This is a genomic window from Bradyrhizobium sp. USDA 4341, assembly GCF_054063755.1.
Window position 1 is genome coordinate 3,238,216 of the sequence record NZ_JBSSGO010000002.1, and the last position, 20,385, is coordinate 3,258,600.

The 20,385-nt window shown below is 63.5% G+C and carries 27 protein-coding genes, 1 tRNA gene and 2 pseudogenes; 17 read left to right on the plus strand and 13 right to left on the minus strand.

What is annotated here, in order from left to right; translation table 11 throughout:
• Positions 1-19: 19 nt before the first annotated feature.
• Complete coding sequence (locus tag ACVIGB_RS21330; protein ID WP_456749207.1) at positions 20-562, minus strand: flavin reductase family protein; 543 nt, start codon at positions 560-562, stop codon at positions 20-22.
• 597 nt (positions 563-1,159) lie between these two features.
• On the opposite strand from ACVIGB_RS21330, the gene ACVIGB_RS21335 reads away from it, so the two are divergent.
• Positions 1,160-1,765 (plus strand): MarR family winged helix-turn-helix transcriptional regulator, encoded by a 606-nt coding sequence (locus tag ACVIGB_RS21335; protein ID WP_456721152.1) that lies wholly within the window; start codon positions 1,160-1,162, stop codon positions 1,763-1,765.
• A 306-nt stretch (positions 1,766-2,071) separates the two neighbouring features.
• Here the strand turns inward: ACVIGB_RS21335 and ACVIGB_RS21340 are convergent.
• Positions 2,072-2,394 (minus strand): annotated as a pseudogene (locus ACVIGB_RS21340) (DUF736 domain-containing protein).
• A gap of 1,164 nt (positions 2,395-3,558) precedes the next feature.
• Positions 3,559-3,840: a hypothetical protein gene (locus tag ACVIGB_RS21345; protein ID WP_456721151.1), complete on the minus strand. Its 282-nt coding sequence runs from the start codon at positions 3,838-3,840 to the stop codon at positions 3,559-3,561.
• Positions 3,841-4,035: 195 nt separating this feature from the next.
• On the opposite strand from ACVIGB_RS21345, the pseudogene ACVIGB_RS21350 reads away from it, so the two are divergent.
• Positions 4,036-4,386, plus strand: a pseudogene (locus tag ACVIGB_RS21350) (site-specific integrase); the annotation flags it as partial.
• 216 nt (positions 4,387-4,602) lie between these two features.
• Here the strand turns inward: ACVIGB_RS21350 and ACVIGB_RS21355 are convergent.
• A tRNA-Pro gene (locus ACVIGB_RS21355) sits at positions 4,603-4,679 on the minus strand.
• Between the two features lie 78 nt (positions 4,680-4,757).
• On the opposite strand from ACVIGB_RS21355, the gene ACVIGB_RS21360 reads away from it, so the two are divergent.
• The 4 genes from ACVIGB_RS21360 to ACVIGB_RS21375 all read left to right on the plus strand — a co-directional run bounded on the left by ACVIGB_RS21360 (position 4,758) and on the right by ACVIGB_RS21375 (position 8,340).
• Entirely contained in the window at positions 4,758-5,744 is a 987-nt protein-coding gene (locus ACVIGB_RS21360; protein WP_456721150.1) for an L-threonylcarbamoyladenylate synthase, read from the plus strand.
• 112 nt (positions 5,745-5,856) lie between these two features.
• Positions 5,857-7,284 (plus strand): FAD-binding oxidoreductase, encoded by a 1,428-nt coding sequence (locus tag ACVIGB_RS21365; protein WP_456721149.1) that lies wholly within the window; start codon positions 5,857-5,859, stop codon positions 7,282-7,284.
• Between the two features lie 14 nt (positions 7,285-7,298).
• Entirely contained in the window at positions 7,299-7,739 is a 441-nt protein-coding gene (locus ACVIGB_RS21370; RefSeq protein ID WP_092126901.1) for a GNAT family acetyltransferase, read from the plus strand.
• A 19-nt stretch (positions 7,740-7,758) separates the two neighbouring features.
• Positions 7,759-8,340, plus strand: coding sequence for an NUDIX hydrolase (locus ACVIGB_RS21375; protein ID WP_092124606.1), 582 nt, complete (start codon positions 7,759-7,761; stop codon positions 8,338-8,340).
• Between the two features lie 125 nt (positions 8,341-8,465).
• Here ACVIGB_RS21375 and ACVIGB_RS21380 read toward each other — a convergent pair whose 3' ends face one another.
• A complete protein-coding gene (locus tag ACVIGB_RS21380; protein ID WP_456721148.1) occupies positions 8,466-8,906 on the minus strand; it encodes a hypothetical protein in 441 nt (146 codons plus the stop codon).
• 272 nt (positions 8,907-9,178) lie between these two features.
• Here ACVIGB_RS21380 and ACVIGB_RS21385 point away from each other — a divergent pair, with 272 nt between their 5' ends.
• On the plus strand, positions 9,179-9,433 hold the full coding sequence (locus ACVIGB_RS21385; protein ID WP_456721147.1) for a hypothetical protein: 255 nt from the start codon (positions 9,179-9,181) through the stop codon (positions 9,431-9,433).
• Between the two features lie 85 nt (positions 9,434-9,518).
• Here ACVIGB_RS21385 and ACVIGB_RS21390 read toward each other — a convergent pair whose 3' ends face one another.
• Positions 9,519-9,992: a hypothetical protein gene (locus tag ACVIGB_RS21390; protein ID WP_456721146.1), complete on the minus strand. Its 474-nt coding sequence runs from the start codon at positions 9,990-9,992 to the stop codon at positions 9,519-9,521.
• A gap of 124 nt (positions 9,993-10,116) precedes the next feature.
• Here ACVIGB_RS21390 and ACVIGB_RS21395 point away from each other — a divergent pair, with 124 nt between their 5' ends.
• Together ACVIGB_RS21395 and ACVIGB_RS21400 are read left to right on the plus strand one after the other, a co-directional pair.
• Positions 10,117-10,884 carry an SDR family NAD(P)-dependent oxidoreductase gene (locus tag ACVIGB_RS21395; protein ID WP_092124602.1) on the plus strand — a complete coding sequence of 256 codons (768 nt, stop codon included), beginning with the start codon at positions 10,117-10,119 and terminating at the stop codon, positions 10,882-10,884.
• A gap of 169 nt (positions 10,885-11,053) precedes the next feature.
• Positions 11,054-11,314 carry a helix-turn-helix domain-containing protein gene (locus tag ACVIGB_RS21400; protein ID WP_021076090.1) on the plus strand — a complete coding sequence of 87 codons (261 nt, stop codon included), beginning with the start codon at positions 11,054-11,056 and terminating at the stop codon, positions 11,312-11,314.
• On the opposite strand, the gene ACVIGB_RS21405 is transcribed toward ACVIGB_RS21400, so the two are convergent.
• Positions 11,311-12,297 (minus strand): hypothetical protein, encoded by a 987-nt coding sequence (locus tag ACVIGB_RS21405; RefSeq protein ID WP_456721145.1) that lies wholly within the window; start codon positions 12,295-12,297, stop codon positions 11,311-11,313. The two genes, ACVIGB_RS21400 and ACVIGB_RS21405, sit on opposite strands and share 4 nt — an antisense overlap.
• Before the next feature lie 129 nt (positions 12,298-12,426).
• On the opposite strand from ACVIGB_RS21405, the gene ACVIGB_RS21410 reads away from it, so the two are divergent.
• Positions 12,427-12,954: a collagen-like protein gene (locus tag ACVIGB_RS21410; RefSeq protein ID WP_456721144.1), complete on the plus strand. Its 528-nt coding sequence runs from the start codon at positions 12,427-12,429 to the stop codon at positions 12,952-12,954.
• 56 nt (positions 12,955-13,010) lie between these two features.
• Here ACVIGB_RS21410 and ACVIGB_RS21415 read toward each other — a convergent pair whose 3' ends face one another.
• On the minus strand, positions 13,011-13,238 hold the full coding sequence (locus ACVIGB_RS21415; protein WP_092124600.1) for a hypothetical protein: 228 nt from the start codon (positions 13,236-13,238) through the stop codon (positions 13,011-13,013).
• 87 nt (positions 13,239-13,325) lie between these two features.
• On the minus strand, positions 13,326-13,592 hold the full coding sequence (locus tag ACVIGB_RS21420) for a DUF2277 domain-containing protein (RefSeq protein ID WP_212311623.1): 267 nt from the start codon (positions 13,590-13,592) through the stop codon (positions 13,326-13,328).
• Positions 13,593-13,711: 119 nt separating this feature from the next.
• On the opposite strand from ACVIGB_RS21420, the gene ACVIGB_RS21425 reads away from it, so the two are divergent.
• The gene (locus ACVIGB_RS21425) at positions 13,712-13,957 is read left to right on the plus strand and encodes a DUF2188 domain-containing protein (protein ID WP_016840968.1); all 246 of its coding nucleotides are present in this window, start codon (positions 13,712-13,714) and stop codon (positions 13,955-13,957) included.
• Between the two features lie 15 nt (positions 13,958-13,972).
• Here the strand turns inward: ACVIGB_RS21425 and ACVIGB_RS21430 are convergent, their stop codons facing one another.
• Positions 13,973-14,662 carry an ArsR/SmtB family transcription factor gene (locus ACVIGB_RS21430; protein WP_143046866.1) on the minus strand — a complete coding sequence of 230 codons (690 nt, stop codon included), beginning with the start codon at positions 14,660-14,662 and terminating at the stop codon, positions 13,973-13,975.
• 138 nt (positions 14,663-14,800) lie between these two features.
• Between ACVIGB_RS21430 and ACVIGB_RS21435 the strand changes: the two genes are divergently transcribed.
• The 4 genes from ACVIGB_RS21435 to ACVIGB_RS21450 all read left to right on the plus strand — a co-directional run bounded on the left by ACVIGB_RS21435 (position 14,801) and on the right by ACVIGB_RS21450 (position 16,715).
• Entirely contained in the window at positions 14,801-15,202 is a 402-nt protein-coding gene (locus tag ACVIGB_RS21435; RefSeq protein WP_456721143.1) for a nuclear transport factor 2 family protein, read from the plus strand.
• A gap of 62 nt (positions 15,203-15,264) precedes the next feature.
• On the plus strand, positions 15,265-15,612 hold the full coding sequence (locus ACVIGB_RS21440; protein ID WP_456721142.1) for an MmcQ/YjbR family DNA-binding protein: 348 nt from the start codon (positions 15,265-15,267) through the stop codon (positions 15,610-15,612).
• Between the two features lie 158 nt (positions 15,613-15,770).
• The gene (locus ACVIGB_RS21445; protein ID WP_456721141.1) at positions 15,771-16,124 is read left to right on the plus strand and encodes a hypothetical protein; all 354 of its coding nucleotides are present in this window, start codon (positions 15,771-15,773) and stop codon (positions 16,122-16,124) included.
• Positions 16,125-16,301: 177 nt separating this feature from the next.
• Positions 16,302-16,715, plus strand: a complete 414-nt coding sequence (locus ACVIGB_RS21450; protein ID WP_456721140.1) for a hypothetical protein — start codon at positions 16,302-16,304, stop codon at positions 16,713-16,715.
• Positions 16,716-16,812: 97 nt separating this feature from the next.
• Here the strand turns inward: ACVIGB_RS21450 and bfr are convergent, their stop codons facing one another.
• Positions 16,813-17,301 carry a bacterioferritin gene (gene bfr / locus ACVIGB_RS21455; RefSeq protein WP_092126895.1) on the minus strand — a complete coding sequence of 163 codons (489 nt, stop codon included), beginning with the start codon at positions 17,299-17,301 and terminating at the stop codon, positions 16,813-16,815.
• A 228-nt stretch (positions 17,302-17,529) separates the two neighbouring features.
• Complete coding sequence (locus ACVIGB_RS21460) at positions 17,530-17,802, minus strand: (2Fe-2S)-binding protein (protein ID WP_016843730.1); 273 nt, start codon at positions 17,800-17,802, stop codon at positions 17,530-17,532.
• 387 nt (positions 17,803-18,189) lie between these two features.
• Between ACVIGB_RS21460 and ACVIGB_RS21465 the strand changes: the two genes are divergently transcribed.
• Positions 18,190-18,495 carry a hypothetical protein gene (locus tag ACVIGB_RS21465; RefSeq protein ID WP_050422015.1) on the plus strand — a complete coding sequence of 102 codons (306 nt, stop codon included), beginning with the start codon at positions 18,190-18,192 and terminating at the stop codon, positions 18,493-18,495.
• Between the two features lie 236 nt (positions 18,496-18,731).
• Positions 18,732-19,016: a hypothetical protein gene (locus tag ACVIGB_RS21470; protein WP_092124594.1), complete on the plus strand. Its 285-nt coding sequence runs from the start codon at positions 18,732-18,734 to the stop codon at positions 19,014-19,016.
• 85 nt (positions 19,017-19,101) lie between these two features.
• Here ACVIGB_RS21470 and ACVIGB_RS21475 read toward each other — a convergent pair whose 3' ends face one another.
• Positions 19,102-20,334, minus strand: a complete 1,233-nt coding sequence (locus ACVIGB_RS21475) for a lytic murein transglycosylase (RefSeq protein WP_456721139.1) — start codon at positions 20,332-20,334, stop codon at positions 19,102-19,104.
• Between the last annotated feature and the right edge of the window lie 51 nt (positions 20,335-20,385).

The window sequence follows — 20,385 nt, forward strand, 5'->3', positions numbered from 1 at the left end:
GCGGTTCTCCGGTTCGAAGCTAGTAATGGATGGGAAGCGGCCAGGTTGGCTCGCGTTCGGTTTCGTCGACAAGATCGCGGTAACGGCCGCGAAAGAAGATCAGCGGCGCGGTCGGCTCACTGCGCGTGGTGTGACGAACGACGCGAACAACGAAGATGACGTGATCGCCGCCGTCGTAGTTTCCGAACGGCTCGCATTCGAAATGCGCCAGCGCGCCAGATATCAGCGGCGCCTCGGCGTGGCCGACCGAGGTCTTGACCTGATCCCATTTGTTGGAAAGCGCACGCGCAAACTGATTGGAAATCTGCTCCTGGTCGCGCGCCAGGATATTGACGGCAAAGCCCTTGGCTTCGCGCATCGCTGGCAGGCTCCGCGCCGAGCGGTCGACGCTGAACAGCACAAGCGGCGGATCGAGCGAAACGGAATTGAACGAACTCATGGTCATGCCAATGAGCTCTTCGCCGCTGCCACGCGCGGTCACTACGGCAACGCCGGTCGCGAACTCTCCCAAAGCACGCCTGAACGCACGGTCCTCCATGGGACACCCGCCTCGCTGTCTCATTCCCAATTATGTTCTGTAGATAGCTATCTAACAAAGCTATTTGGGCACGTCAACTCCTAATCGCATCGCGCCTTTTCAGGCCTCATGCGGGGACGATTGCCTTGCACCGGCTCCCGGGATCGACATCCAGATGGTTGCTCGTCCCGACAACCATCCGCACCGTTGGGATTTAGCCAATACGCCGCGCGATTCGCGGGACCCTTCCTCGTAGCGACATGGCCGCGAGACCAAGTTGGTCTACGCGACTGTCACGGGGATCGGAGCTTGAGCCTCGATACACTCTGCGGCAGCTGACGGCATCCCGCTCCGGAGCTCGTTCATCTTGGGTTCCTCTACATTTTCCGAGATGATCATCTGATTGAAATTGGCCTTGGCGGACGCGCCCCACGTGGGCTCGCGGTATTGGCGCGGCTACTGCGGTCGGGTGGAGAGAACGGCCGGACAACCACCTGCCGAACGCGGATTTGCACGGCCTCGGATCGCCCCCATAAATAACTATGTATACTAGCTTTTTCACAACGCTATATAACAGCGTCAACCCTTGCCGATCGCACGCCTGCATGCTTTCTAGGCAAATCCCAGAACCGACGCAGGAGGATGACCTTGCTCGATCAGCTTTTGACAGCGTCGAAACCCGAACTGCTCGACAAGGACGGAGACCGCACTTTGCGCGGTCTGCTCTACGACTATTTCGCGTTCGGTCGTAGCCTGGAAGCTGCCCGAGCGAGATTCGCAAGCTTTGCTGATCTATCCTCGACCCAGTATCTGATCCTGATCGCGCTCAAGAACAAGACGGAAGAGGCGATGGGGATCAACCAATTGGCCGAGCGGCTCCACCTGAGCGGTGCCTTCGTCACCAGCGAGGTGAACAAGCTGGTTTCCGACGGCCTGATCGAAAAGACCACCCATCCAAACGACGGGCGGCGCGTGCAGCTCGCCCTTACCGGACACGGCATTGACCGGTTGATCCGCCTCGCTTCCTTGCAGCGTCCGGTCAACGATGCGTTCTTCGGCGTGTTGACGCGCGAGGAATTTGAACTTCTGTCTCGATTACTTTCTCGACTTGCTTCCAACGGGGAAGGTGCAGTGAAGCTTGCCGAACATGTTCAGGCAAAATTGGAGTTTCAGCACAGTCAAGCTTCTGATGCGGTCAGAGCGAATGAACAACGCCGTAAGAAAAGTACACGCAGGAATGCTCGATAGTGGACTACTGGTGAGCGGACCAACCTCGAATATCCGTGCGCTTGAAGCAGATCAAGTTTCGGACCGACGACATGGCCGTTAGAGCCACTGTAAGATGCCGCTTCCAAATTCGATGAATGCATGCCGATCGCACATTCAAGCAGCGATGTTTCATCTCGGCAAAAATTAGCGATGGCACACAGATTGACTGCACCTTAATCTGCGACGCATCAAATTGGCAAACCTGCCGATTGGGGATCATCGCGGCATGCGCCCGGAGAAAAGAAAGAGTTCCCGCGTGAGGCGCGGGAGGCCAAGACCCTTGAGCTAGTCTCCAGGATTCCAGATCAGGAAGAAGCCGTTGTCGTCGCCCACACCGACGGCTCGGCCGAGGTTGGCGTAGAGCTTGCGAGACCCAAGTTCGGGTGCTGCGAGTGACAGGCTGACGTAATCCTTGCCGCTACTCTCGCCGTGTCGGATCCAGCCGGCTCCGATCTCGACTCCCTGCGCGAGGATGCGGAAATCCGGCTGAGCCTCGGTCGACTTTCCGCTGTTGGGGACGATGTCGATATGGGCACGGATGGCAAAGTCTTGAGCTCGTCCCTGAAGCCGCCGTTGTCCGTACGGCTGACGAATCCGATTGCAGTCATGGTCTGTCTCCTTCGCTGCCGCAGGGCCGATCCCCTGCGATGGCGAGACCGTCATGGGGAGCGAAGCGCCATTGAACCCGCCGGGGCGAAGCGCAGCGGCGCACCCGAGAGAGCGCCTTTTTTGCAGCGAAGCGGCCGCGAGGAGCCGGTTTGCCGGCGGGAAAAAAGGAGCTGGCGAGGGTTTCGGATGGCGGGGCGATTCCCATAGGTCGTCACGTCCACAAGCAGGGAAATCGTCCACGGAGGGAGCCAGAGGACGGACATTGACCGCATCGGAAACTTCGAACCGAGTGTCCCTGGCGGCGCGTCAGGCCAATGCACAACCTGTCAGATCTGCCAGTACCCGCAGAACATCCGACCCGATAGAATCGCGCGAGCCACGTCCAGCAACCGCAGAATGTCGTTGAACGGATCGGCCAGGCCTGTTGGCTGCCGTGTGGATTGCGGTCAACGGCCCATCAACGGGTTCAGCTTCACCGAGTGTGTTTCGCCCGCGCCAACGACGGCAGCGGACATTGGCCAGTCAAGAAGCCAGCCGGAGCGACAAACAAGAATGAGGCCTCGCAAAAGTGATCAATATCCGCACCTAGGATAACGCTGGCGCTCCCGTCTCAGGCATTGCTCCTGTCCGCTCATGTCGGCCCAAACTGCGGCTCGTCGCAATTGAGTTGCCGTCCATGCGTTGATTGTATGTGCCGATGGGCACTGATGACCTTGAGACGTCCAGCGCAAAGGGGCGCCTTACCGAACGCGGCACGTTAGTGCTTTCGCCGATCGCGATTTCACTAGCATGATCGATGCATCAAGGCAGCGCGAAGCTGTTGGCCTGCACGATCCACTTCGGCTTTCTGTGGCAGCGGCCGTGGCTTTTCCCGATGGCTCGATGACCGCGTCCGGATTGCGCAGAGAGAGTGCTCGCGGAAGGCTCATCATCGAGCGCATTGCGGGCAAGGATTACACGACACTCTTTCATATAGAGAGAATGAGGGAATCATGCCGCGTCCAAGCAAAGGAGCCCGGCTCTACAGACGCAAAGCCCGTTATCGCGAAGGCAATCTCGTCGCCCAGTCCGTTTGGATCATCAAGGACGGAGACCGGCATATCGCCACAGGATGCATTGCGAGCGCGTCTGAAACAAAGCCTCCGCAGAAAGCAGAGCAAGCGTTAGCGGACTACATCGCGCAAAAGTATCAACCGGAGCGCAGCCGAAGAGATATCGACGACATCGATTGTGCCGACGTGCTGTCGATCTATTTGACCGACATCGGCGAGCCCGGTGATCAGTTTGAAATTGAAGCGAGGATCGACCGGCTCAACGATTTTTGGGGTGGCAAGAAGCTGTCGGCGGTCAACGCGCAAACCTGTGCGGCTTACGTCAGACATCGCGGCAAAAAGGGCGGCGCGCGCCGTGATCTCGAGACTTTCCGCGCTGCGATCAACCATCATGCAAAAGAGGGCTTTCACCGGGGCACGGTTCGCGTGTCCCTCCCGCCGAAAGGCGAGGCGCGCGACCGGTGGCTGACACGCAAAGAGGCGGCGGCTCTGGTATGGCAATGTTGGCGCTATCGGGAGAAGCAGACAATCCACGCTGGCGGCTCAAAGGGCGACCCGATACGGACAGACCGCCGACCACTGCGACACGTGGCCAGATTTATCCTGATCGGCCTCTACACCGGCACGAGGGCGGGCGCGATCGCGGCGGCATCGCCATACCCCGAGCTTGGGCACTCGTACGTTGATCTCGAGCGTGGTATCTTCTACCGCAGGCCGATCGGGAAGCGAGCCACCAAGAAGCGTCAGACGCCAGCCCCGCTTCCACCCCGGCTGCTGGCACATATGCGTCGTTGGAAAGACCGGAAGCTGATCAGCACCTGCTTCGTCGAGTTCAATGGCAAGCCGGTCGCTTCCGTGAAAAAAGGCTTCAAATCTGCCGTGGATCTGGCCAAGCTGCCCGGGAAAGTCACTCCGCACACGTTGCGCCACACGGCGGCGACCTGGCTGATGCAGCGCGGCGTGCCGATTTGGGAGGCGGCCGGGTTCCTCGGCATGTCGCCGGAGGTCCTGCAGGATACCTATGGCCATCACCATCCCGATCACTTGCACGGGGCGGCTGCAGCCATTGGCCAAAAAGCGCGGTATGTTTCGGTGGTCAAATCGGTGGTTGACTCGGGAACGGCCACCGATGAGAACAAAAAACCTAAGGAAATCTGGTCGGAGTGGCAGGATTCGAACCTGCGACCCCTGCGTCCCGAACGCAGTGCTCTACCGGGCTGAGCCACACTCCGACTAAGAGGCCGGCTTATAGCGTCGGGTTTCGGGGACCGCAAGGGACACAAGGCGCCCAATTGAGGAATCTAGTCACAGTGGATACAGGCCTGAAAACGCACATTTTGCCCGCCGGTGCCGCCGCCACGGCGACCGCGGCCGGGGTCCTGGCCGAGGGCGGCCTGGTAGCGTTTCCGACCGAGACGGTTTATGGCCTCGGCGCCGACGCCGGCAACGCCGCCGCGATCGCCCGGCTCTACCAGGCCAAGGGCCGGCCGGCCTTCAATCCGCTGATTGCCCATGTCGCCGATCTCGGCGCCGCGCGCCGGATCGCCCTGTTTGACGGGCAGGCCTTGCGGCTGGCGGAAGCATTCTGGCCCGGTCCGCTGACCCTGGTGCTGCCGAAGGCGCTCTCCTGCCCGGTCGCCGAGCTCGCGACCGCTGGGCTCGACACGGTCGCGATACGAATTCCGGCCCACAAGGTGGCACGCGACATCATCAAGGCCTTCGGCGGTGCTGTGGTAGCGCCGTCAGCCAATCTCTCCGGCCATGTCTCGCCCACCACGGCCGAGCATGTAAGCGGCGACCTGGCGGGCCGAATCGACATGATCGTCGACGGCGGCCCGGTCGAGGTCGGCGTCGAATCCACCATCGTCGGCTGCTTCTCCGATCCGGTGCTGCTGCGGCCGGGCGGGCTGACGCGCGCCGAGATCGAGCGCGTGCTCGGCCATCCGCTGCAATCGCCGCCGCCCGATGTGGAAGGCGACGCTCAGCCGATCGCCCCGGGCATGCTCGCGTCACATTATGCACCGCGGACACCGGTCCGGCTCAATGCGAGCGATGTCCATGTCGGTGAAGCCTTGCTGGCGTTCGGGCCGGTCAAGGTCGGGCGGCGCGAATGCGCCTCCGTGGAGATGAACCTGTCCGAGCGCGGCGATCTCGCCGAGGCCGCCGCCAATCTGTTCGGCTACCTTCGCACGCTCGACACGAGAAACGCAGATGCTATCGCCGTGATGCCCATTCCCGAGGACGGGCTGGGCGAAGCCATCAATGACCGGCTGCGCCGCGCAGCTGTTGGGCGGTAACAAGCATGACCCGGAAAGGTGCGAGCCGGTTTTCCCCGCGACAAACGCGAAGCGTTTGCGCTGAGGTCATGCCTCGATAAAGAATCCCGACTGAGTGAAAGACCAAGAAAAAATGAACATCGTCCAATCAGCGGTGCCGCCGCTTCCGCCCGAATTGCTTGCAATATTCCGCGCTATCGTCGGCGACAAATATGCCGTGACCGATGCCGCCGACATCGAGCCTTACGTCACCGAGGAGCGCGACCTGTTTCACGGCCGCTCGCCCCTGGTGCTGCGCCCGGGCTCGACCGCCGAAGTCGCTGCGATCTGCAAGCTTGCGAGCGAGCACAGGATCGCGCTGGTGCCGCAGGGCGGCAACACCGGCCTGGTCGGCGGCCAGACACCGCATCATGGCGAGGTCGTGGTGTCGCTGCGGCGCCTCGACAAGATCCGCGACATCGATGTCGAATCCAACACCATGACCTGCGAGGCCGGCGTGGTGCTGCAAATCGCGCAGCAGAAGGCAGCCGACGTCGACCGGCTGTTTCCGCTGTCGCTCGGCGCCGAAGGCAGCTGCACCATCGGCGGCAACCTCTCGACCAATGCCGGCGGCACCGGAGCGCTCGCCTATGGCGTGGCGCGCGAGATGGCCCTCGGCGTCGAGGTCGTGCTCGCGGATGGCCGCGTGCTGAACGCTTTGTCCAAGCTGAAGAAGGACAACACCGGCTACGACCTGCGCAACCTCTTCATCGGTGCCGAAGGCACGCTCGGCATCATCACGGCAGCGACCTTAAGGCTGTTTCCGAAGCCGCGCGCGGTCGAGACCGCCTATGTCGGCCTGAAGTCACCGGCGGCGGCATTGAAGCTGCTGTCGATCTCGCGCAACGAGGCGGCGGGCAGCCTGACGAGCTTCGAGCTGCTGGCCGACATCGCGGTCGATTTCTCGATCCGCCACGGCATCGATATCCGCGATCCGCTGGAGAGCAAGCATCCCTGGTACGTGCTGATGGAATTGTCGTCGTCGCGCGACGATGCACGCGATGCGCTGGAGGCGATCCTCGCCCAGGGCATGGAAGACGGCATCGTCGATGACGCTGTCATCGCCGCCAATCTGAGCCAGCGCCAGGCGTTCTGGAAACTGCGCGACGAGATGTCGGCGGCGCAGAAGCCGGAGGGCGGCTCGATCAAGCACGACATCTCGGTGCCGGTCGCAGCCGTTCCCGCCTTCATCGCGGAGGCCAACGCGGCCGTCGTGAAGTTGATCCCGGGCGCGCGGCCGGTGCCGTTCGGCCATCTCGGCGACGGCAACATCCACTACAATGTCAGCCAGCCGGTCGGCGCCAATGCGGCCGACTTCCTGGCGCGCTGGCATGACGTCAACGCCGTGGTGTTCGAGATCGTGCTGCAGATGGGCGGCTCGATCTCGGCTGAGCATGGCATCGGCGTGCTCAAGCGCGACGAGCTGCCTGACGTCAAGGACAAGGTCGCGATCGAGCTGATGCGGCAGGTCAAGGCGATGCTTGATCCGCTCGGCATCATGAACCCGGGCAAGGTGCTGTGACCGTGCAGGCGACAATGCCCTCCTCTCTCGCCATTGCAGAGATCACCGACGCCGACGTCGCCGCTGTCGTCGCGCTGTGGCAGGCGTGCGGCCTGACCCGACCGTGGAACGATCCCGCCGCCGACATCGCACTGGCACGGCGCGGACCGAGCTCGGCCATCCTGGTCGGACGCAACTCGGACACGATCGTCGCAACCGCAATGGTCGGTCATGACGGCCATCGCGGCTGGGTCTATTACGTCGCCGTCGATCCCAACCGCCAGGGCAAGGGGCTCGGCCGCGCCATCATGGCGGCGGCCGAGGATTGGCTGCGCAATGCCGGCGTGCCGAAGCTGCAATTGCTGGTGCGCCGAGAGAACGCCAAGGCCGGCGCATTCTACCAATCGCTCGGCTATGAAGAATCGACCTCGGTGATGCTGGCCAAATGGCTCGACGGTCGCGAAGCGACGTCGTGACGGAATTGAAGGGTTACGCATGAGCATCGCCGACCGCGTCCGCGTCAAGGACGTCCAGCTGCTTTCGAAGCGCCGCTACGAGCTGAAGAGCGCGACCTTCGACTACCGCCGCAGCAACGGCGAATGGCAGACCCAGGTGCGCGAGGTCTATGACCGCGGCAACGGGGCGGCGCTACTGCCCTACAATCTGAACACCCGCACCGTGGTGCTGGTGCGGCAGTTCCGCTACCCCGCTTTCGCCAACGGCTATGATGATCTCCTGATCGAGGTCGCCGCCGGCATGCTCGACGACGCCGCGCCGGAAGCACGCATCCGCGCCGAGGCGGAGGAAGAGATCGGCTACCGGCTCGCGCATGTGCGCAAGGTGTTCGAAGCCTTCATGACGCCGGGGGCGGTGACCGAGAAGCTGCATTTCTTCGTCGCCGAATACGACGCCGCGATGCGCGTCAGCGACGGCGGCGGGCTCGCCGACGAGGGCGAGGACATCGAGGTGCTGGAGCTTGCGATCGACGACGCGCTCGCCATGATCAGCGATGGCCGCATCGTCGACGGCAAGACCATCATGCTGCTGCAATACGCCGCGCTGCATCTGTTCAGGTGAACGCCGCCTCGCCCCGGCCTGGACCGATGCGGCTTGCGCGATTAGCTGGACAAAAACATCGAAAACAACCCCATGCACAGTAGGATTGGGGGCCACTCACTGGTCCCGCTCCACACCGTCATGCGCTAGCGCATCGTGATCGCAAGCCCGCTCAGATCGGCATTGGCCATCAGGCCGACCTGGTGGCCGGTCAATTCCAGCACCGCGCCCTTCTGATTGGTCAGCACGATCGCGCGCGCGCCGCGGCCGAGGGCAAGCCCGGCGCCCGCCGCACCATAGACGCCGGCAACGTCGGACGGACGATTGATGTTGCTGACGCGGCCGCGCAGCACGGTCTTGGAGCCGCCGAACACCAGGCCGTAGTCGAGACCGCCGGTGGACAGCCGATAGGAGCGGCCGCGGAACGTCAGCACGCCGCCGCCGCCGGAGCCGCCGATGAACCATCCGGCCTTGTAGATCGTGAGCGTCACGAAGCCGCTGTCGGCGCGCGCGGCGGTGGAGACAGCGAGGCCGGTGAAGGCTATCAGTGCGACCAGCGCGGCGCGAAGGGTGGATGAAAGTTTCATGTGCGGTCTCCCAGGATGTTCTCACATCGATTGGCTCACGTCGATTTGCTCGCGTCGCGACGCGGGCACGAATCGCAATGCGCCGACTGTAGCAAGCGCGTCGTCAGGCGCAATTTGGCACAGCAGGCGCCCGTTGGTGACGGGAATGTCCGCGCAAGCGGCGTTGAACCTGTTCCCGGGGTTGCAACACTCACTGCATGTCCGGGGCGATCGGCCCCTGAGCTCCAGGATTTCCCCGCGGAGCATTCACTTTTTCAAACCGGAGATTTTCCATGCGTCGTCTTGCGATTGCCTGTGCCGCCATCGCCGCCACTGCGTCCGTGCTTGCCGCGGCAAGCCCGGCCAGCGCCACGCCCTATCATCTGATCCGTTGGCAAGACACCGGCTTCTGCCAGATCTGGGACCAGAGCATTCCGACCACGCCGTGGCCGGCGAATTTCGCCGTCGTCAGCGAGGAGCTGCCGACCTTCGACGCCGCGTTCAGCTACAAGACCGGCCTCCTCAATAACGGCACCTGCTCGTTCTGAGCGCCCCCCGATCACGCACAGGGCAGACACGCGGCAACAGCGCGGCGTCCGCCCTTGTGCTGTCAGGCCGTAACGCCATCCCGCGTCAGTGATGCTTGATCAGCGCGTCACGCGCGGCGGCGAGTTCGAGGAATGCCGGGCCGTTGCCGCCACCGTCAGGATGCACCGTCTTGGCGGCGCGCTTGAACGCCTGATGGACCTCGGTCGCGGCGAGACGGCGGCCGAACGGCAGGCCAAGCAATTGCCGGCAGCGCTCTTCCTGCGTCAGTACCTTCGGCGTCAAGCCACGCCGGCCGAACTGCGGCGCGGACAGCATGTGCAGCGCATCGCTGACGATGCCGAGACGGCGCAGCGCCATCGATCTGGTGCGGCGGTCGGCCGATTTCTGCGCCGCCTGGCGCAGGATCGGCAGCACCTGTGCGGCCGCATGCCGCAGCGTTTCGTCGATGTCGGTCGTGGCGATCTCGGCGATCATCTTGGCCATCTCGCGATAGTCGGGATCAGGCGCCGCGCAGAAGCGCGCGATCGCGACTTTCCAATGTCTGATATGCTGGTCCATGATCGGTCCGCACTGTCATCCGAATCCGGATAACAGCAACGCGCAAACGCGGCTTGGCGTTTCGGTTGGCGCAGTTTTGAATAGTGTTGTCGACAACGCTCATAAATCAGAACGAGGAAACACCATGGCCCTTCTCGACAATCACATCGCCGTCATCACGGGGGCAGGCTCGGGCATCGGGCGTGCCATCGCCGCGGGCTACGGCCGCGAGGGTGCGCGCGTGGTGCTGCTCGACATGAACGGTGATGCGGCGGCGGAAGCGGCCAAGGAAATCCGGAACGCCGGCAGCAAGGCGGAGAGCTTTGCGCTCGACGTGACCAACCTCGACGCCTGCATCGCGATGGCGAAGCAAATCGCCGACAAGGTCGGACCTGTCTCGATCCTGGTCAATAATGCCGGCATCGCGCGCCGCAACGGCATACTCGGCGCCGACGAGGCCGTGATCAAGGATTGGGAAGACATCATCTCGATCAATCTCACCGGCGTCTTCAACGTGACGCATTCCTTCCTCGCACCGCTGCGCAAGAACAAGGGACGCATCGTCAATATCGGTTCGATCCAGTCCTTCGTGCATCTGCGCACCCCGAGCTCACCGGCCTATACCGCCTCCAAGCACGGCGTGCTCGGCTTCACCAAGGCATTGGCCGCCGAGCTTGGCAAGGACGGCGTGCGCGTCAACGCGATCGGCCCCGGCTTCATCGAGACGCCGCTGAACGAGAAGGTGCGCGCCTCCAATCCCGACCTCGTGAAAGTCTTCATGGACCACACCCCGCTCGGCCGCGCCGGCAAGCCCGAGGACATCGTCGGCCCCGCGATCTTCCTCGCCTCGGACCTGTCGGCCTATGTCTCGGGATCGATCGTGATGGTCGATGGCGGCTACCGGACACTGTGACCGATGGAACCGCAATCGTGGCGATTTCTGGGTATTTTGCTTACAAAGCAGGGAGTTAGGGGCGCGTTAAGGAATTGTTAACCAAACCGGCACACCGTGCATTTACGGGGTAGTTGGTTCTCGATGTCTCCGCCTCATCGACGAGGCGGGCGTTGATCGGGAGGAGTTCATGTCTTACGCGTCCACCGTACCGTCGCCGGAAGCACTGCTGCCGTCGCTGGCTCCAAATGAAATCGTCCCACTGCTGATCGGCGCGACCGTCGATGAGGTCGAGCGGGAACTGGTGCTGCAAACGCTCGCACGCTGCGACGGCAACCGCACCCGTGCCGCGCGCGTGCTCGGACTGTCGGTGCGGACCTTGCGGAACAAGATCCGCGAATATTCGGCCGACGGCATCGACGTGCCGCACAGCGAGCACGCCGCGGCCTAGATCGGCAGGTCGATCGCAAGACGCCGCCAGCGCGACAGCAACGCGGCGTCATCGTCACCGAGGCAGCGTGCGAGACGCACGTCGGCCACCGCGGTCCGTTGCAGCGTCTGGCCCACCAGTGCGGTCGCATAGTCCCAATAGCCGCGCCGGCCGTTCGGATCCGCCGCAACCAGGGATTTTGCGAGGATCTCGACATAGATCGCGGCGGCAGCCTTGTGCCAGAGCTGACCTGCGCGCACCTCCGCCGAGGCCACGCCGGTCCGCGCCTGCCACATCAGCCAATAGTTTTCCTCTCCATTTGCCCAATCCGATGACGGCAGCGACGGATCAAGACATGGCGAGCGGCACACGAGTGGCCGCATCGTGTGCGCGTCGCAGAACACGGAATAGTCGAGCCTGTCGTACCAGCTTACGCGCAGCAATCGGCGGATCTCGTCCTGCTCACCCGCCGCGAGCTGCCGCCTGCCTGTCCGCTCGAGATCGGCGATGATCGCAGCCACGCGATCGCGATCGAATGGCTCGACCTCGAGCACCACGCCGATATTGTTCGGAAACAGCGCATCGAGCATGGCGACCATCTCGCGATAGAACGCGCGCGCCAGGCCGCCGCCGCGCCACGCCTTCGCGACGCCGACATGGTTGCAATAGATCAGTTCGCTTGCGTGATCGTAGGTGAAGAAGCCGAGCCCGACCGCGCGCGCGGCGCCGGCGCGCAGGATGAAGCAGCGCGAGTCGAGACGATAGGACATCTCGCGGCCGCCGACGCTGAAGTGACGCCGTTCGCCGACATCATCCGACAACAGCCAGCGCACGATGTCGTCAGGGCTGTCGCGCTCGCTCGCAGGAAACAGCCCTTCATAGAGCTCGAGCACACCCGTGCTGCGAAAGATCGCTTCGTCAAGCACATCGTGCCGCGTCACGACGATGTCGAGCGGTTGCGGTTCGCCCGCAGCTTCGCGGTACATGCCGTCCAGAACCCGCAACACGCCCTCCGTTGTCATATGCGCACGGAATTATGACTGTTGATCGCTTGCATCGGCGCCGGCAGGCAGAATTGAAGCCGTGCTCCAACCTCTGTTACAAGCGGCTTCAAATCGCGACGGAGCATAGCAGTGGCTGACGAGACAGTTTCCCGCCAGGGGTCACGAGGGGCGCAGGGGCCGCAGGGCCGTCAGGGTGAACCGGGAAAGCCCGGCCCGCAGGGACATCCGGGGCGGCCGGGGCCCGAAGGTGCGCGCGGCAAGCCGGGTCCGCAGGGCAAGGCCGGCGTGGTCGGAAAGGCTGGCCCCCAGGGCAAGCCGGGGGCGCAAGGCAAGGCTGGCGTGCAGGGTCCGCGCGGCGAAGCTGGTCCACAGGGCCCGCAAGGTCCGGCCGGCCCGCGCGGTGAAGCCGGCTCGCCCGGCCAATTGCCGTCGATCGAGCAGGTGATGCCGTGGCTGCACATGATCTTCGACGCCTGGGAAGACTACAAGCGCACCAAGGAGCGTGAAGCCGCGGAGCTCGCCGAACGCGATGCCGCCGAGCGCGCGGCAGCGGAGGCGATCGCCCTTGACGTCGACGCGATCGATTTCGCTGATGATGACGACGAGGACGACGATCACAAGAAAAAGAAGAAGCACCGCAAGAAGGACAAGAAGTAACCCTTTTTGTCCTCACGCAGCGACACGGCCAGCTGTGTCCGTGTCGCGGTCGATGTTTACCGCTCCGCGCCGGGATTGGCCGGAGGATCGGACGGCCGGGCGAGCTGCATGAGCTGGAAGACCCAGCGCATCGCGTAGTACCAGGCAACACCCGCGAACGCCCCGCAGGCCGACAGGATCATGACGTTGGCGAGGTCGATCGTGCCGCTCGACCACAGCATGCCGCAGGTCCAGAGAGCGGCGAACGCAATCGAACAGAATGTGAGCAGGGCGGCAGGCTTCATGGCGTTTGCTCCGGGACCGGGGTGAACGGCCATAATGCCCGCGGGCAGTGCGCCATACCGTGACCTGCATCACGGAATGCCCTCGCCTCAGCCGAACCGCAGCCGCGAACGCTCCCTCGCCTTCTCCGCCTCGACCTCGCGATCGCGCGCCGGCGACGTGGTCTGCAACGAGATCAGGAGCCTGCGCGCTGCGTCCGAGACTTCCGTCACGGCAAGGTTGAAGGCGGCCTCATTGGCCTGCGACGGCTTGTTGAAGCCGGACAATTTGCGCACGAATTGCAGCGCCGAGGCGTGGATCTCGTCCTCGGTGGCGGGCGGCTCGAAGTTGAACAGCGTCTTGATATTGCGGCACATGTCGGTCTCCCTCGCCCGCACCTCGGGGCTTGTGTCTCAAGGACGATCGCCTGCTGCAAAATACGACATCGTGGTCTATTCTGGCAGCCTCATCGTCCACGGCGGAAACGAGGTCCCGGATGAGCCACGTGATCTACAAGGTCGTCCAGCACGATGGCGGCTGGGCCTATACCGTCAACGGGGTGTTCTCGGAGCCGTTTCCAACCCATGCCGCGGCGCTTGCCGCCGCCCGGCGCGCCGCCAACGAGCAGCGCGTTCCCGGGCGCACCGAGGCGATCCAGTACGAGACGTCGGACGGCAAATGGCTGACCGAAACCGCCTCCGGCAATGACCGCCCGGAGACCGAGGTCGAGGACGGCCGCTAGCACGATCTCGCGGCGTCAGAATGGAACCTCGACGCCGAGCCGGTCGAAGAACGCCCGCCCCCGGTCGGTGATCCGCAACGCGCGCGGAATCCGATGCGGCGCAACGCCGCGCATCGCGACCAGCCGCGCCAGCACGGCATTGGCGAACGGACCCGCGAGATGCGGCACGCGCTCGGTCCAGTCATTGCAGAGCCGCAGATGCGGCTGCCGCGCCGGATCGAAATCGATCTCTTCGGCGCGGCACCAGGCCAGCCCCTGCTCGGTCACGCGACCATCGCGGCCGTCGATGATGACGAGGCGGCGCCGCATCAGCGCATTCGACAGCAGCACGCCGAGCTGGCCCGCCAAATGATGGTAGCAGGTGCGCGATTGCCGGAGCTGCTCGGCGGGCATCGCCCGCTTGCGCCCGACTGTGGCTTTCGCCGCAAGATCGACGAGGTTCTCGATCAGCGCCGCGACGTCGTCGTCCCTGATCCGGTAATATCTGAACCTGCCCTGTGCCCACACCGACAGCACGCGCGCATCCACCAGCTTCTGCAGATGCGCACTGGCGCCCTGCGGCGAAATGCCGGCCACCGCGGCAAGCTCGCCGGCCGGCAGCGCCTTGCCGTCGGCCAGCGCGCTGACCATGGCTTCGCGCACCGGATCGCCCAATGCCTCGGCGATCCGCGAAAATCCCGTCTGCACGGATTGGGATGATCTCACCGCATCGTCCTCCGGATCGCGCAAGAACGTCCTATCCGCATTCGCCGTGCCGCGAAACTCATTTCAGTTTTTCCTGAAACGTCGCGACAGCCTCTTCCTATCAAATTGGTGCCATCAGACGAACACAAGGGAACAATCATGACAGCCAGCAATACCGACGCGGAACGCATCTACAAACTCTGGGACGAGGCCCTCGGCAACAAGGACCTCGAGGCGGCGCTGGCGCTCTATGCGCCCGATGCCTCCATCGAAAGCCCGCTGGTCCAGCACCTGATGCAGACCACCGACGGGATCGTCCAGGGTCGCGCCGCGCTGCGCGAGTTCATCACGCGCGTGTTCCGCACCAACCCGCCGCAGCGGCGGCGCTTCAAGCAGGGTTTCTTCAGCGACGGTCGAATTCTCACCTGGGAATATCCGCGCCAGTCACCGGACGGCGATCAGATGGATCTCGTCGAGGTCATGGAGATCGAGGACGGCCTGATCCGGCGTCACCGGGTCTATTGGGGATGGTATGCGCTCAACGTGCTGAGGGCGAGCTAGCTGGACACGCCTCCATCAGCAACACGTGTTAGGCTTCGCCGACGAGATCGAGGTCGGCGACCATGTCCGCAACCCGCTTCCGCCGCACAGCGCTGAGCCTGCCCGAGGTGGTCGAAGGCGCGCATCACGGCACCGCCGACTTTCGCGTCGGCAACCGCATCTTCGCAACGCTCGGCTATCCCGACAAGGATTGGGGCATGGTGAAGCTGACGCCGGAGCAACAGGCTGTCGTGGTCGAGGCCGAGCCGGAAATCTTCCGACCGGTGCCGGGCGGCTGGGGCAAGAGCGGCAGCACCAATGTCCGCCTCGCGAAAGCCGATCAAGTCACGCTACGCAGCACGCTCAAAATGGCTCGCGACAATATCGCAGCAAAGCCTGCGAAGAAGGCGCGCACGAAGAAGCCGGCCTGAACGCGGCGATCCCGCACTGCATCACGGACAGCAGCGCTGCCTCGCTGATTCTTTGGGCATGCATCTCGTGCGCGGTTCGTGCCTAATCGCACCAACATCGGATTCGCGCGCGAGACAATGCGCGCGTGTCACGCACAAGGCTGTCGCGGAGGGATGCGATGCGAAGGCTCACGCATGGCGCGATGCTTGCGTGGCTCGCCATGACGGCGGGCGCAGCGCTGGCGTTCGACAACGGCCAATACGACAACGTGCCGCCCGATATCCGCGCCTGGTTCAAAAGCGTGATCGCGCCGAACGGCGTGCCGTGCTGCGATATCTCCGACGGCCATCGCACGAGCTATGACGTTCGGGGCGGCGCCTATTGGGTGCCGATCGAGGGCGAATGGATGATAGTGCCGGAGCGCGCGATCATCCGCGATCGCGGCAATCCGGTCGGCGAGGCCGTGGTGTGGTACGTGCACCACCGCGGCAACATCATCATCAGCTGCTTCGTTCCGGCGGACGCGGTCTGAGGCACTGCCACGCAGTCGCGCCAATTTGAAACAGATACCTCCTGTTAACCTTACTTTTTAACCAATAATTAAGGATGAGTTTGCGGGCGCCCTCAGGCGCGGCCTAGCGTCTGCACAAATGCTCCGTAACCGCGAGTGGTGCCGGCCATGGCTTGTCGAACAATGGCTCATCGACCAATGGTGTATCGAACATATGGGGCGCTGATGGCGTCCCTCGGCGTTGCAGCGCTGCTGCTTGCTTCCTCGACCGCGTCCCATGCGAGATCCGGAACGGCGCCGCGCGGCACGTTTTCCGCGCACCATCCGGCTTTCCGTCATCATGTGCGCGTGCCCGGCATCGTGTTGCCGGGGACAAGCGGATATTACGAGGACGCCGTCGCCGGCGTTCCCTTCGCCGCCGAGGTCCCGGCGCCGGCGTCGAACGACGTTCGCTATACCTACACCCAGGACGTGCCCTGGGATTGGGCGCATCGATATCCGCCGGCCGTGGTGCCGTCGGATCGGCCTTATGTGTCGAGCTGCCCCACCGAGAGCGTGACGGTGCCCGGCCGCGACGGCGATCGCACCATCAACATCATCCGCTGCTACTGACCGATCACTTCATCCGGATCGCGAAAACGAAAGAGGCCGCCCGCAAGGACGGCCTTTCGCATTTTTGAAAGCCACTCTCCGAGCGCGAAGAGGCCGATCAGGACTCCTCGCCCTTCAGATGACCGACGTGCTTCTGGGTGTAGAGCTCAAGACCGATGCGCTTGATCAGGTCGAGCTGGGTCTCGAGGAAGTCGATGTGGTCTTCCTCGTCCTTCATCAGCTGCTCGAACAGGTCGCGGCTGACATAGTCCTTGACGCCGTGGCAGTAGGTCGCCGCCTCCTGATAGAGCGTGCGGGCGCCGATCTCGGCGGCCAGGTCACACTCGATGATCTCCTTGACGTCCTGGCCGATCTTCAGGGGATCGAGCACCTGCAGGTTCGGGAAGCCGTCGAGGAACAGGATGCGATCGACGAATTTGTCGGCGTGCTCCATCTCCTCGATGGACTCCTTGCGCCAGACCTTGCCCATCTCCAGGAGGCCCCAATTGTTGAGCATCCGGTAGTGCAGCCAGTACTGATTGATGGCGGTCAGTTCGCTGCGCAGCCCCTTGTTCAGATAATCAATGACCTTCGGGTCGCCTTGCATGATCCACTCCACCTGTCGCGGCCAAAACCGGCCAGCACTGAATTTAGAACGCTTCTAAATCAGATTGCCGGAGAGAGCAACCCTTCGCGGAAGCAGCGCGTGGACAACCGGATTTAAGGGATTTGCGGAGGCAGAGCGTTTCCGGCGACGTTGCAGCCGGATCGCATGAAGAAAACGCATTGAAACGGGAAAGCTTCGGTTCTGCGTCGACCAGAACCGGAAATGGCCCTAGCAGGCCGCGAGCGCGAATTCGGCCGGCTCGGCGTCTTCGTTGGCGGCGTGCGGATGGCCGCTGTGGGGGCAGCCGGAGCAGCAGGCCTTGGCGCAGGGGCCAAGCGCCTCGTCGATGATCGCCTTGATGGTGCGCGCGCAGCGGCCGCATTCGGCGCTACAGCCGAGGCAGCCATAAACCTGCTTGGCATTTCGTGTCACAGACCCGCCGCCATTAACGGCATTGCGGACATCGTGGTCGCTGAGGACGTTACAGGAACAGACAATCATCAGAAGAAGCGGGTCCAACGGGTGATGCTCGCCAATATGGATATTGTCGGCCCCGGCCGGATGCAAAGGGAAAAGCCGGTTCTTGTAGCAATTCCAAACTGATGCAGGATTCATATTGGAATGAATCTAAATCGGTCGGCCCCGTCTTTCGGGAATACGAAACCCACCGGACGGGTCTACCGGGCCAATCCCGGCTTCCATCGCCACAAGTATCGGTTCATCGCAGTACTACGGGCTTGTGCGTTGCAAGATATGCCAAAAGCTGCAAGCATTTGGACGCGAATACGGCAGCGTCGTTCATTGATCATTCAAGCGGAATATGGAACCCTTGAGGCGAGACAGATCGCCAACGCACGCTGTCCCTGCTCCCGTGAGAAAGGTGAGGTCATGAAGAAGACATTGCTGGCGCTTTGCGCCGCCGCCACTCTGGCGGTTTCGGCTGTGGCGGTGCCCGCCCCCGCCCAGGCACAACGCGGTGTCGCCGCTGGCGTCGCTGCGGGATTGATCGGTGGCGCCATCGTCGGTGGAGCGATCGCTTCGCAGAACGGCTATTACGGTCCGGGCTATGGCTACTACGCGCCCGGTCCGGCCTATGTCGCCGAGCCCGGTTACGGTCCCGATTGCTTCTGGCAGCGTCAGCGGTTCTGGGACGGCTACACCTGGCGCGTGCGCCGAGTCCGCGTTTGCGATTGATCGCCGTTCATCTCGATTAATTCGAACCAGATGTCCCGGAAAACCGACTGTTTGTCCGGGACGTCTGCTGTAGAAGGCCAGAAAAAACCGCTTTTCTGCGCGATGAGCCTGCGGACGTTTACTTTCGGTTGACTGTTCTGCGCTGTTTAGCAAGACAGCAGTTTGAGATCAGCGTGTGAGTCACCTAAACCCGGCGCCGAACCACGTCGCCACCACCTTCCAGGAGAGCCAAAGACATGAAGAAGACTTTAGCTGCCCTTGTCGCCGTTACCACGATTGCCGGTTCGCTGGCGGTTGCACCGGCTGCCAAGGCTGGTGACGGCGGGGCCATCGCGGCCGGCGTTGCCGGTGGCCTGATCGGCGGCGCCCTGCTCGGCGGCGCGATCGCAGGCGCCCGTCCCGCCCCGGTCTATGTTGCGCCGGCACCGGTTTACGTCGAAGAGGCTCCGTGCCGCTGGGTTCGTGAGCGCTTCTGGGACGGCTACGGCTGGCGCTTCCGTCGCATCCAGGTTTGCGACTGATCCACCGACACGCTATTCAGCATCACCCTCGAAACCCGGCCTCGCGGCCGGGTTTTTGTTTTCCGCCACCAAGCAGGCTTGGCGATCAGCGCTGCCCATTCATCGCGCGCAGCACCGCCTCGCTCGGCCAGCAATCGACCTTCAGCCCGGCCTGCTTCTGATAGGCGCCGAGCGCGGCGCGGGTCTGCATCCCGGCCTTGCCGTCGAGCTTGTCCTTGTAGAGCCCGACCTTCGTCAGCTGCTGCTGCATCGCCTCGACATCGGCGGAGCGCAGCTGCTTCGACGCCGACCATGGCGTCGCGAATGGCTGCGGGCTCGTCATGCGGTCGGCGAGATGGCCGACGAATAGCACGTAGAGATCGGAGAAATTGTACTCCTTGATCACGAAGTAGTTCGGCGTGGTCAGGAAGGCCGGACCGTAGATGCCTTCAGGCTGCAGCAGCGAGGCCGATTGCGCCTGCTCGGTGGCGCTGAGCTTCTGCCCGCGCACCGGCACGAAGCCTGCCCGCAGCCACTGGCTGATCGGCTTGGTCACTTCAGGCACGCCCATCGTGCAATCGGCGTTGGCCGGCGCCTGCACCTCATAGGCCCAGCGCACGCCGGGCTGCCAGCCCTTGTTGACGAGCTGTTGCGCGGCGGAGGCGAGCGCGTCCGGCACCGAGTGCCAGATGTCGACCCGGCCATCGCCGTCGAGGTCGACGCCATGTTTGTAATATTCCGACGGCAGGAACTGGGTGTATCCGGTCGCCCCGGCCCAGGATGAGCGCAGCTCCTTGCGCGTCACGGCGCCCTCACTGAGGATCTTCAGCGCCAGGATGAACTCGGTGCGGTACTGATCCTTGCGGCGGCCGACATAGGCCTGCGTCGCCACCACGCGCAGCGCGTCGTAGGGCAGCGAATAGCGGCCGTAGTCGGTCTCGCGGCCCCAGATCGCCAGCACGATGGTGGCCGGCACGCCGAACCGCTTCTCGATCGCGTCGAGCGACGAACGATACTTCTGCAGCAGGCGCTGCCCCTCGGTGGCGAGCCGCGCGATCGAGGCCTCCTTGATGTAGTCGGCCGGCACCTGCACGAACTCGGCCTGCGCCGGCGCGCCGGTCTTCGGACGCCCCGGCAGGATCAAGTCGGGCAGCTTGTAGTCGGGCTCGAGGGAGCGCGTCTCGCGATCGAAGGTTTCGCGCGACACGCCGGCCGCCTTGGCCTCCGGCCATAGCGAGGCGATGAACTGGGTGAACGCGGCGTCGGCGGCGGATGCGGGCCGTTGCAGCGGCACACACAGCAGCACCGCGCATGCGACGATGGTGGCTGGCCATTTCATGATCGATCTCACCTAGTGTCCCGAATCCGAAGTTCGTATCATTCGCCGCAC

What these genes read in the sequence shown, in the direction of transcription:
- ACVIGB_RS21385 (WP_456721147.1), top strand. Translation starts at nt 9,179, where the DNA reads ATGCGTCGTCTTGCGATTGCCTGTGCCGCCATCGCCGCCACTGCGTCC.
- ACVIGB_RS21330 (WP_456749207.1), bottom strand. Translation starts at nt 562, where the DNA reads ATGAGACAGCGAGGCGGGTGTCCCATGGAGGACCGTGCGTTCAGGCGT.
- ACVIGB_RS21415 (WP_092124600.1), bottom strand. Translation starts at nt 13,238, where the DNA reads ATGAAGCCTGCCGCCCTGCTCACATTCTGTTCGATTGCGTTCGCCGCT.
- ACVIGB_RS21365 (WP_456721149.1), top strand. Translation starts at nt 5,857, where the DNA reads ATGAACATCGTCCAATCAGCGGTGCCGCCGCTTCCGCCCGAATTGCTT.
- ACVIGB_RS21435 (WP_456721143.1), top strand. Translation starts at nt 14,801, where the DNA reads ATGACAGCCAGCAATACCGACGCGGAACGCATCTACAAACTCTGGGAC.
- ACVIGB_RS21370 (WP_092126901.1), top strand. Translation starts at nt 7,299, where the DNA reads ATGCCCTCCTCTCTCGCCATTGCAGAGATCACCGACGCCGACGTCGCC.
- ACVIGB_RS21440 (WP_456721142.1), top strand. Translation starts at nt 15,265, where the DNA reads ATGTCCGCAACCCGCTTCCGCCGCACAGCGCTGAGCCTGCCCGAGGTG.
- ACVIGB_RS21475 (WP_456721139.1), bottom strand. Translation starts at nt 20,334, where the DNA reads ATGAAATGGCCAGCCACCATCGTCGCATGCGCGGTGCTGCTGTGTGTG.
- ACVIGB_RS21420 (WP_212311623.1), bottom strand. Translation starts at nt 13,592, where the DNA reads ATGTGCCGCAATATCAAGACGCTGTTCAACTTCGAGCCGCCCGCCACC.
- ACVIGB_RS21380 (WP_456721148.1), bottom strand. Translation starts at nt 8,906, where the DNA reads ATGAAACTTTCATCCACCCTTCGCGCCGCGCTGGTCGCACTGATAGCC.
- ACVIGB_RS21390 (WP_456721146.1), bottom strand. Translation starts at nt 9,992, where the DNA reads ATGGACCAGCATATCAGACATTGGAAAGTCGCGATCGCGCGCTTCTGC.
- ACVIGB_RS21460 (WP_016843730.1), bottom strand. Translation starts at nt 17,802, where the DNA reads ATGATTGTCTGTTCCTGTAACGTCCTCAGCGACCACGATGTCCGCAAT.
- ACVIGB_RS21445 (WP_456721141.1), top strand. Translation starts at nt 15,771, where the DNA reads ATGCGAAGGCTCACGCATGGCGCGATGCTTGCGTGGCTCGCCATGACG.
- ACVIGB_RS21375 (WP_092124606.1), top strand. Translation starts at nt 7,759, where the DNA reads ATGAGCATCGCCGACCGCGTCCGCGTCAAGGACGTCCAGCTGCTTTCG.
- ACVIGB_RS21345 (WP_456721151.1), bottom strand. Translation starts at nt 3,840, where the DNA reads ATGATGGTTGATCGCAGCGCGGAAAGTCTCGAGATCACGGCGCGCGCC.
- ACVIGB_RS21400 (WP_021076090.1), top strand. Translation starts at nt 11,054, where the DNA reads ATGTCTTACGCGTCCACCGTACCGTCGCCGGAAGCACTGCTGCCGTCG.
- ACVIGB_RS21425 (WP_016840968.1), top strand. Translation starts at nt 13,712, where the DNA reads ATGAGCCACGTGATCTACAAGGTCGTCCAGCACGATGGCGGCTGGGCC.
- ACVIGB_RS21395 (WP_092124602.1), top strand. Translation starts at nt 10,117, where the DNA reads ATGGCCCTTCTCGACAATCACATCGCCGTCATCACGGGGGCAGGCTCG.
- ACVIGB_RS21335 (WP_456721152.1), top strand. Translation starts at nt 1,160, where the DNA reads ATGACCTTGCTCGATCAGCTTTTGACAGCGTCGAAACCCGAACTGCTC.
- bfr (WP_092126895.1), bottom strand. Translation starts at nt 17,301, where the DNA reads ATGCAAGGCGACCCGAAGGTCATTGATTATCTGAACAAGGGGCTGCGC.
- ACVIGB_RS21465 (WP_050422015.1), top strand. Translation starts at nt 18,190, where the DNA reads ATGAAGAAGACATTGCTGGCGCTTTGCGCCGCCGCCACTCTGGCGGTT.
- ACVIGB_RS21450 (WP_456721140.1), top strand. Translation starts at nt 16,302, where the DNA reads ATGGTGTATCGAACATATGGGGCGCTGATGGCGTCCCTCGGCGTTGCA.
- ACVIGB_RS21470 (WP_092124594.1), top strand. Translation starts at nt 18,732, where the DNA reads ATGAAGAAGACTTTAGCTGCCCTTGTCGCCGTTACCACGATTGCCGGT.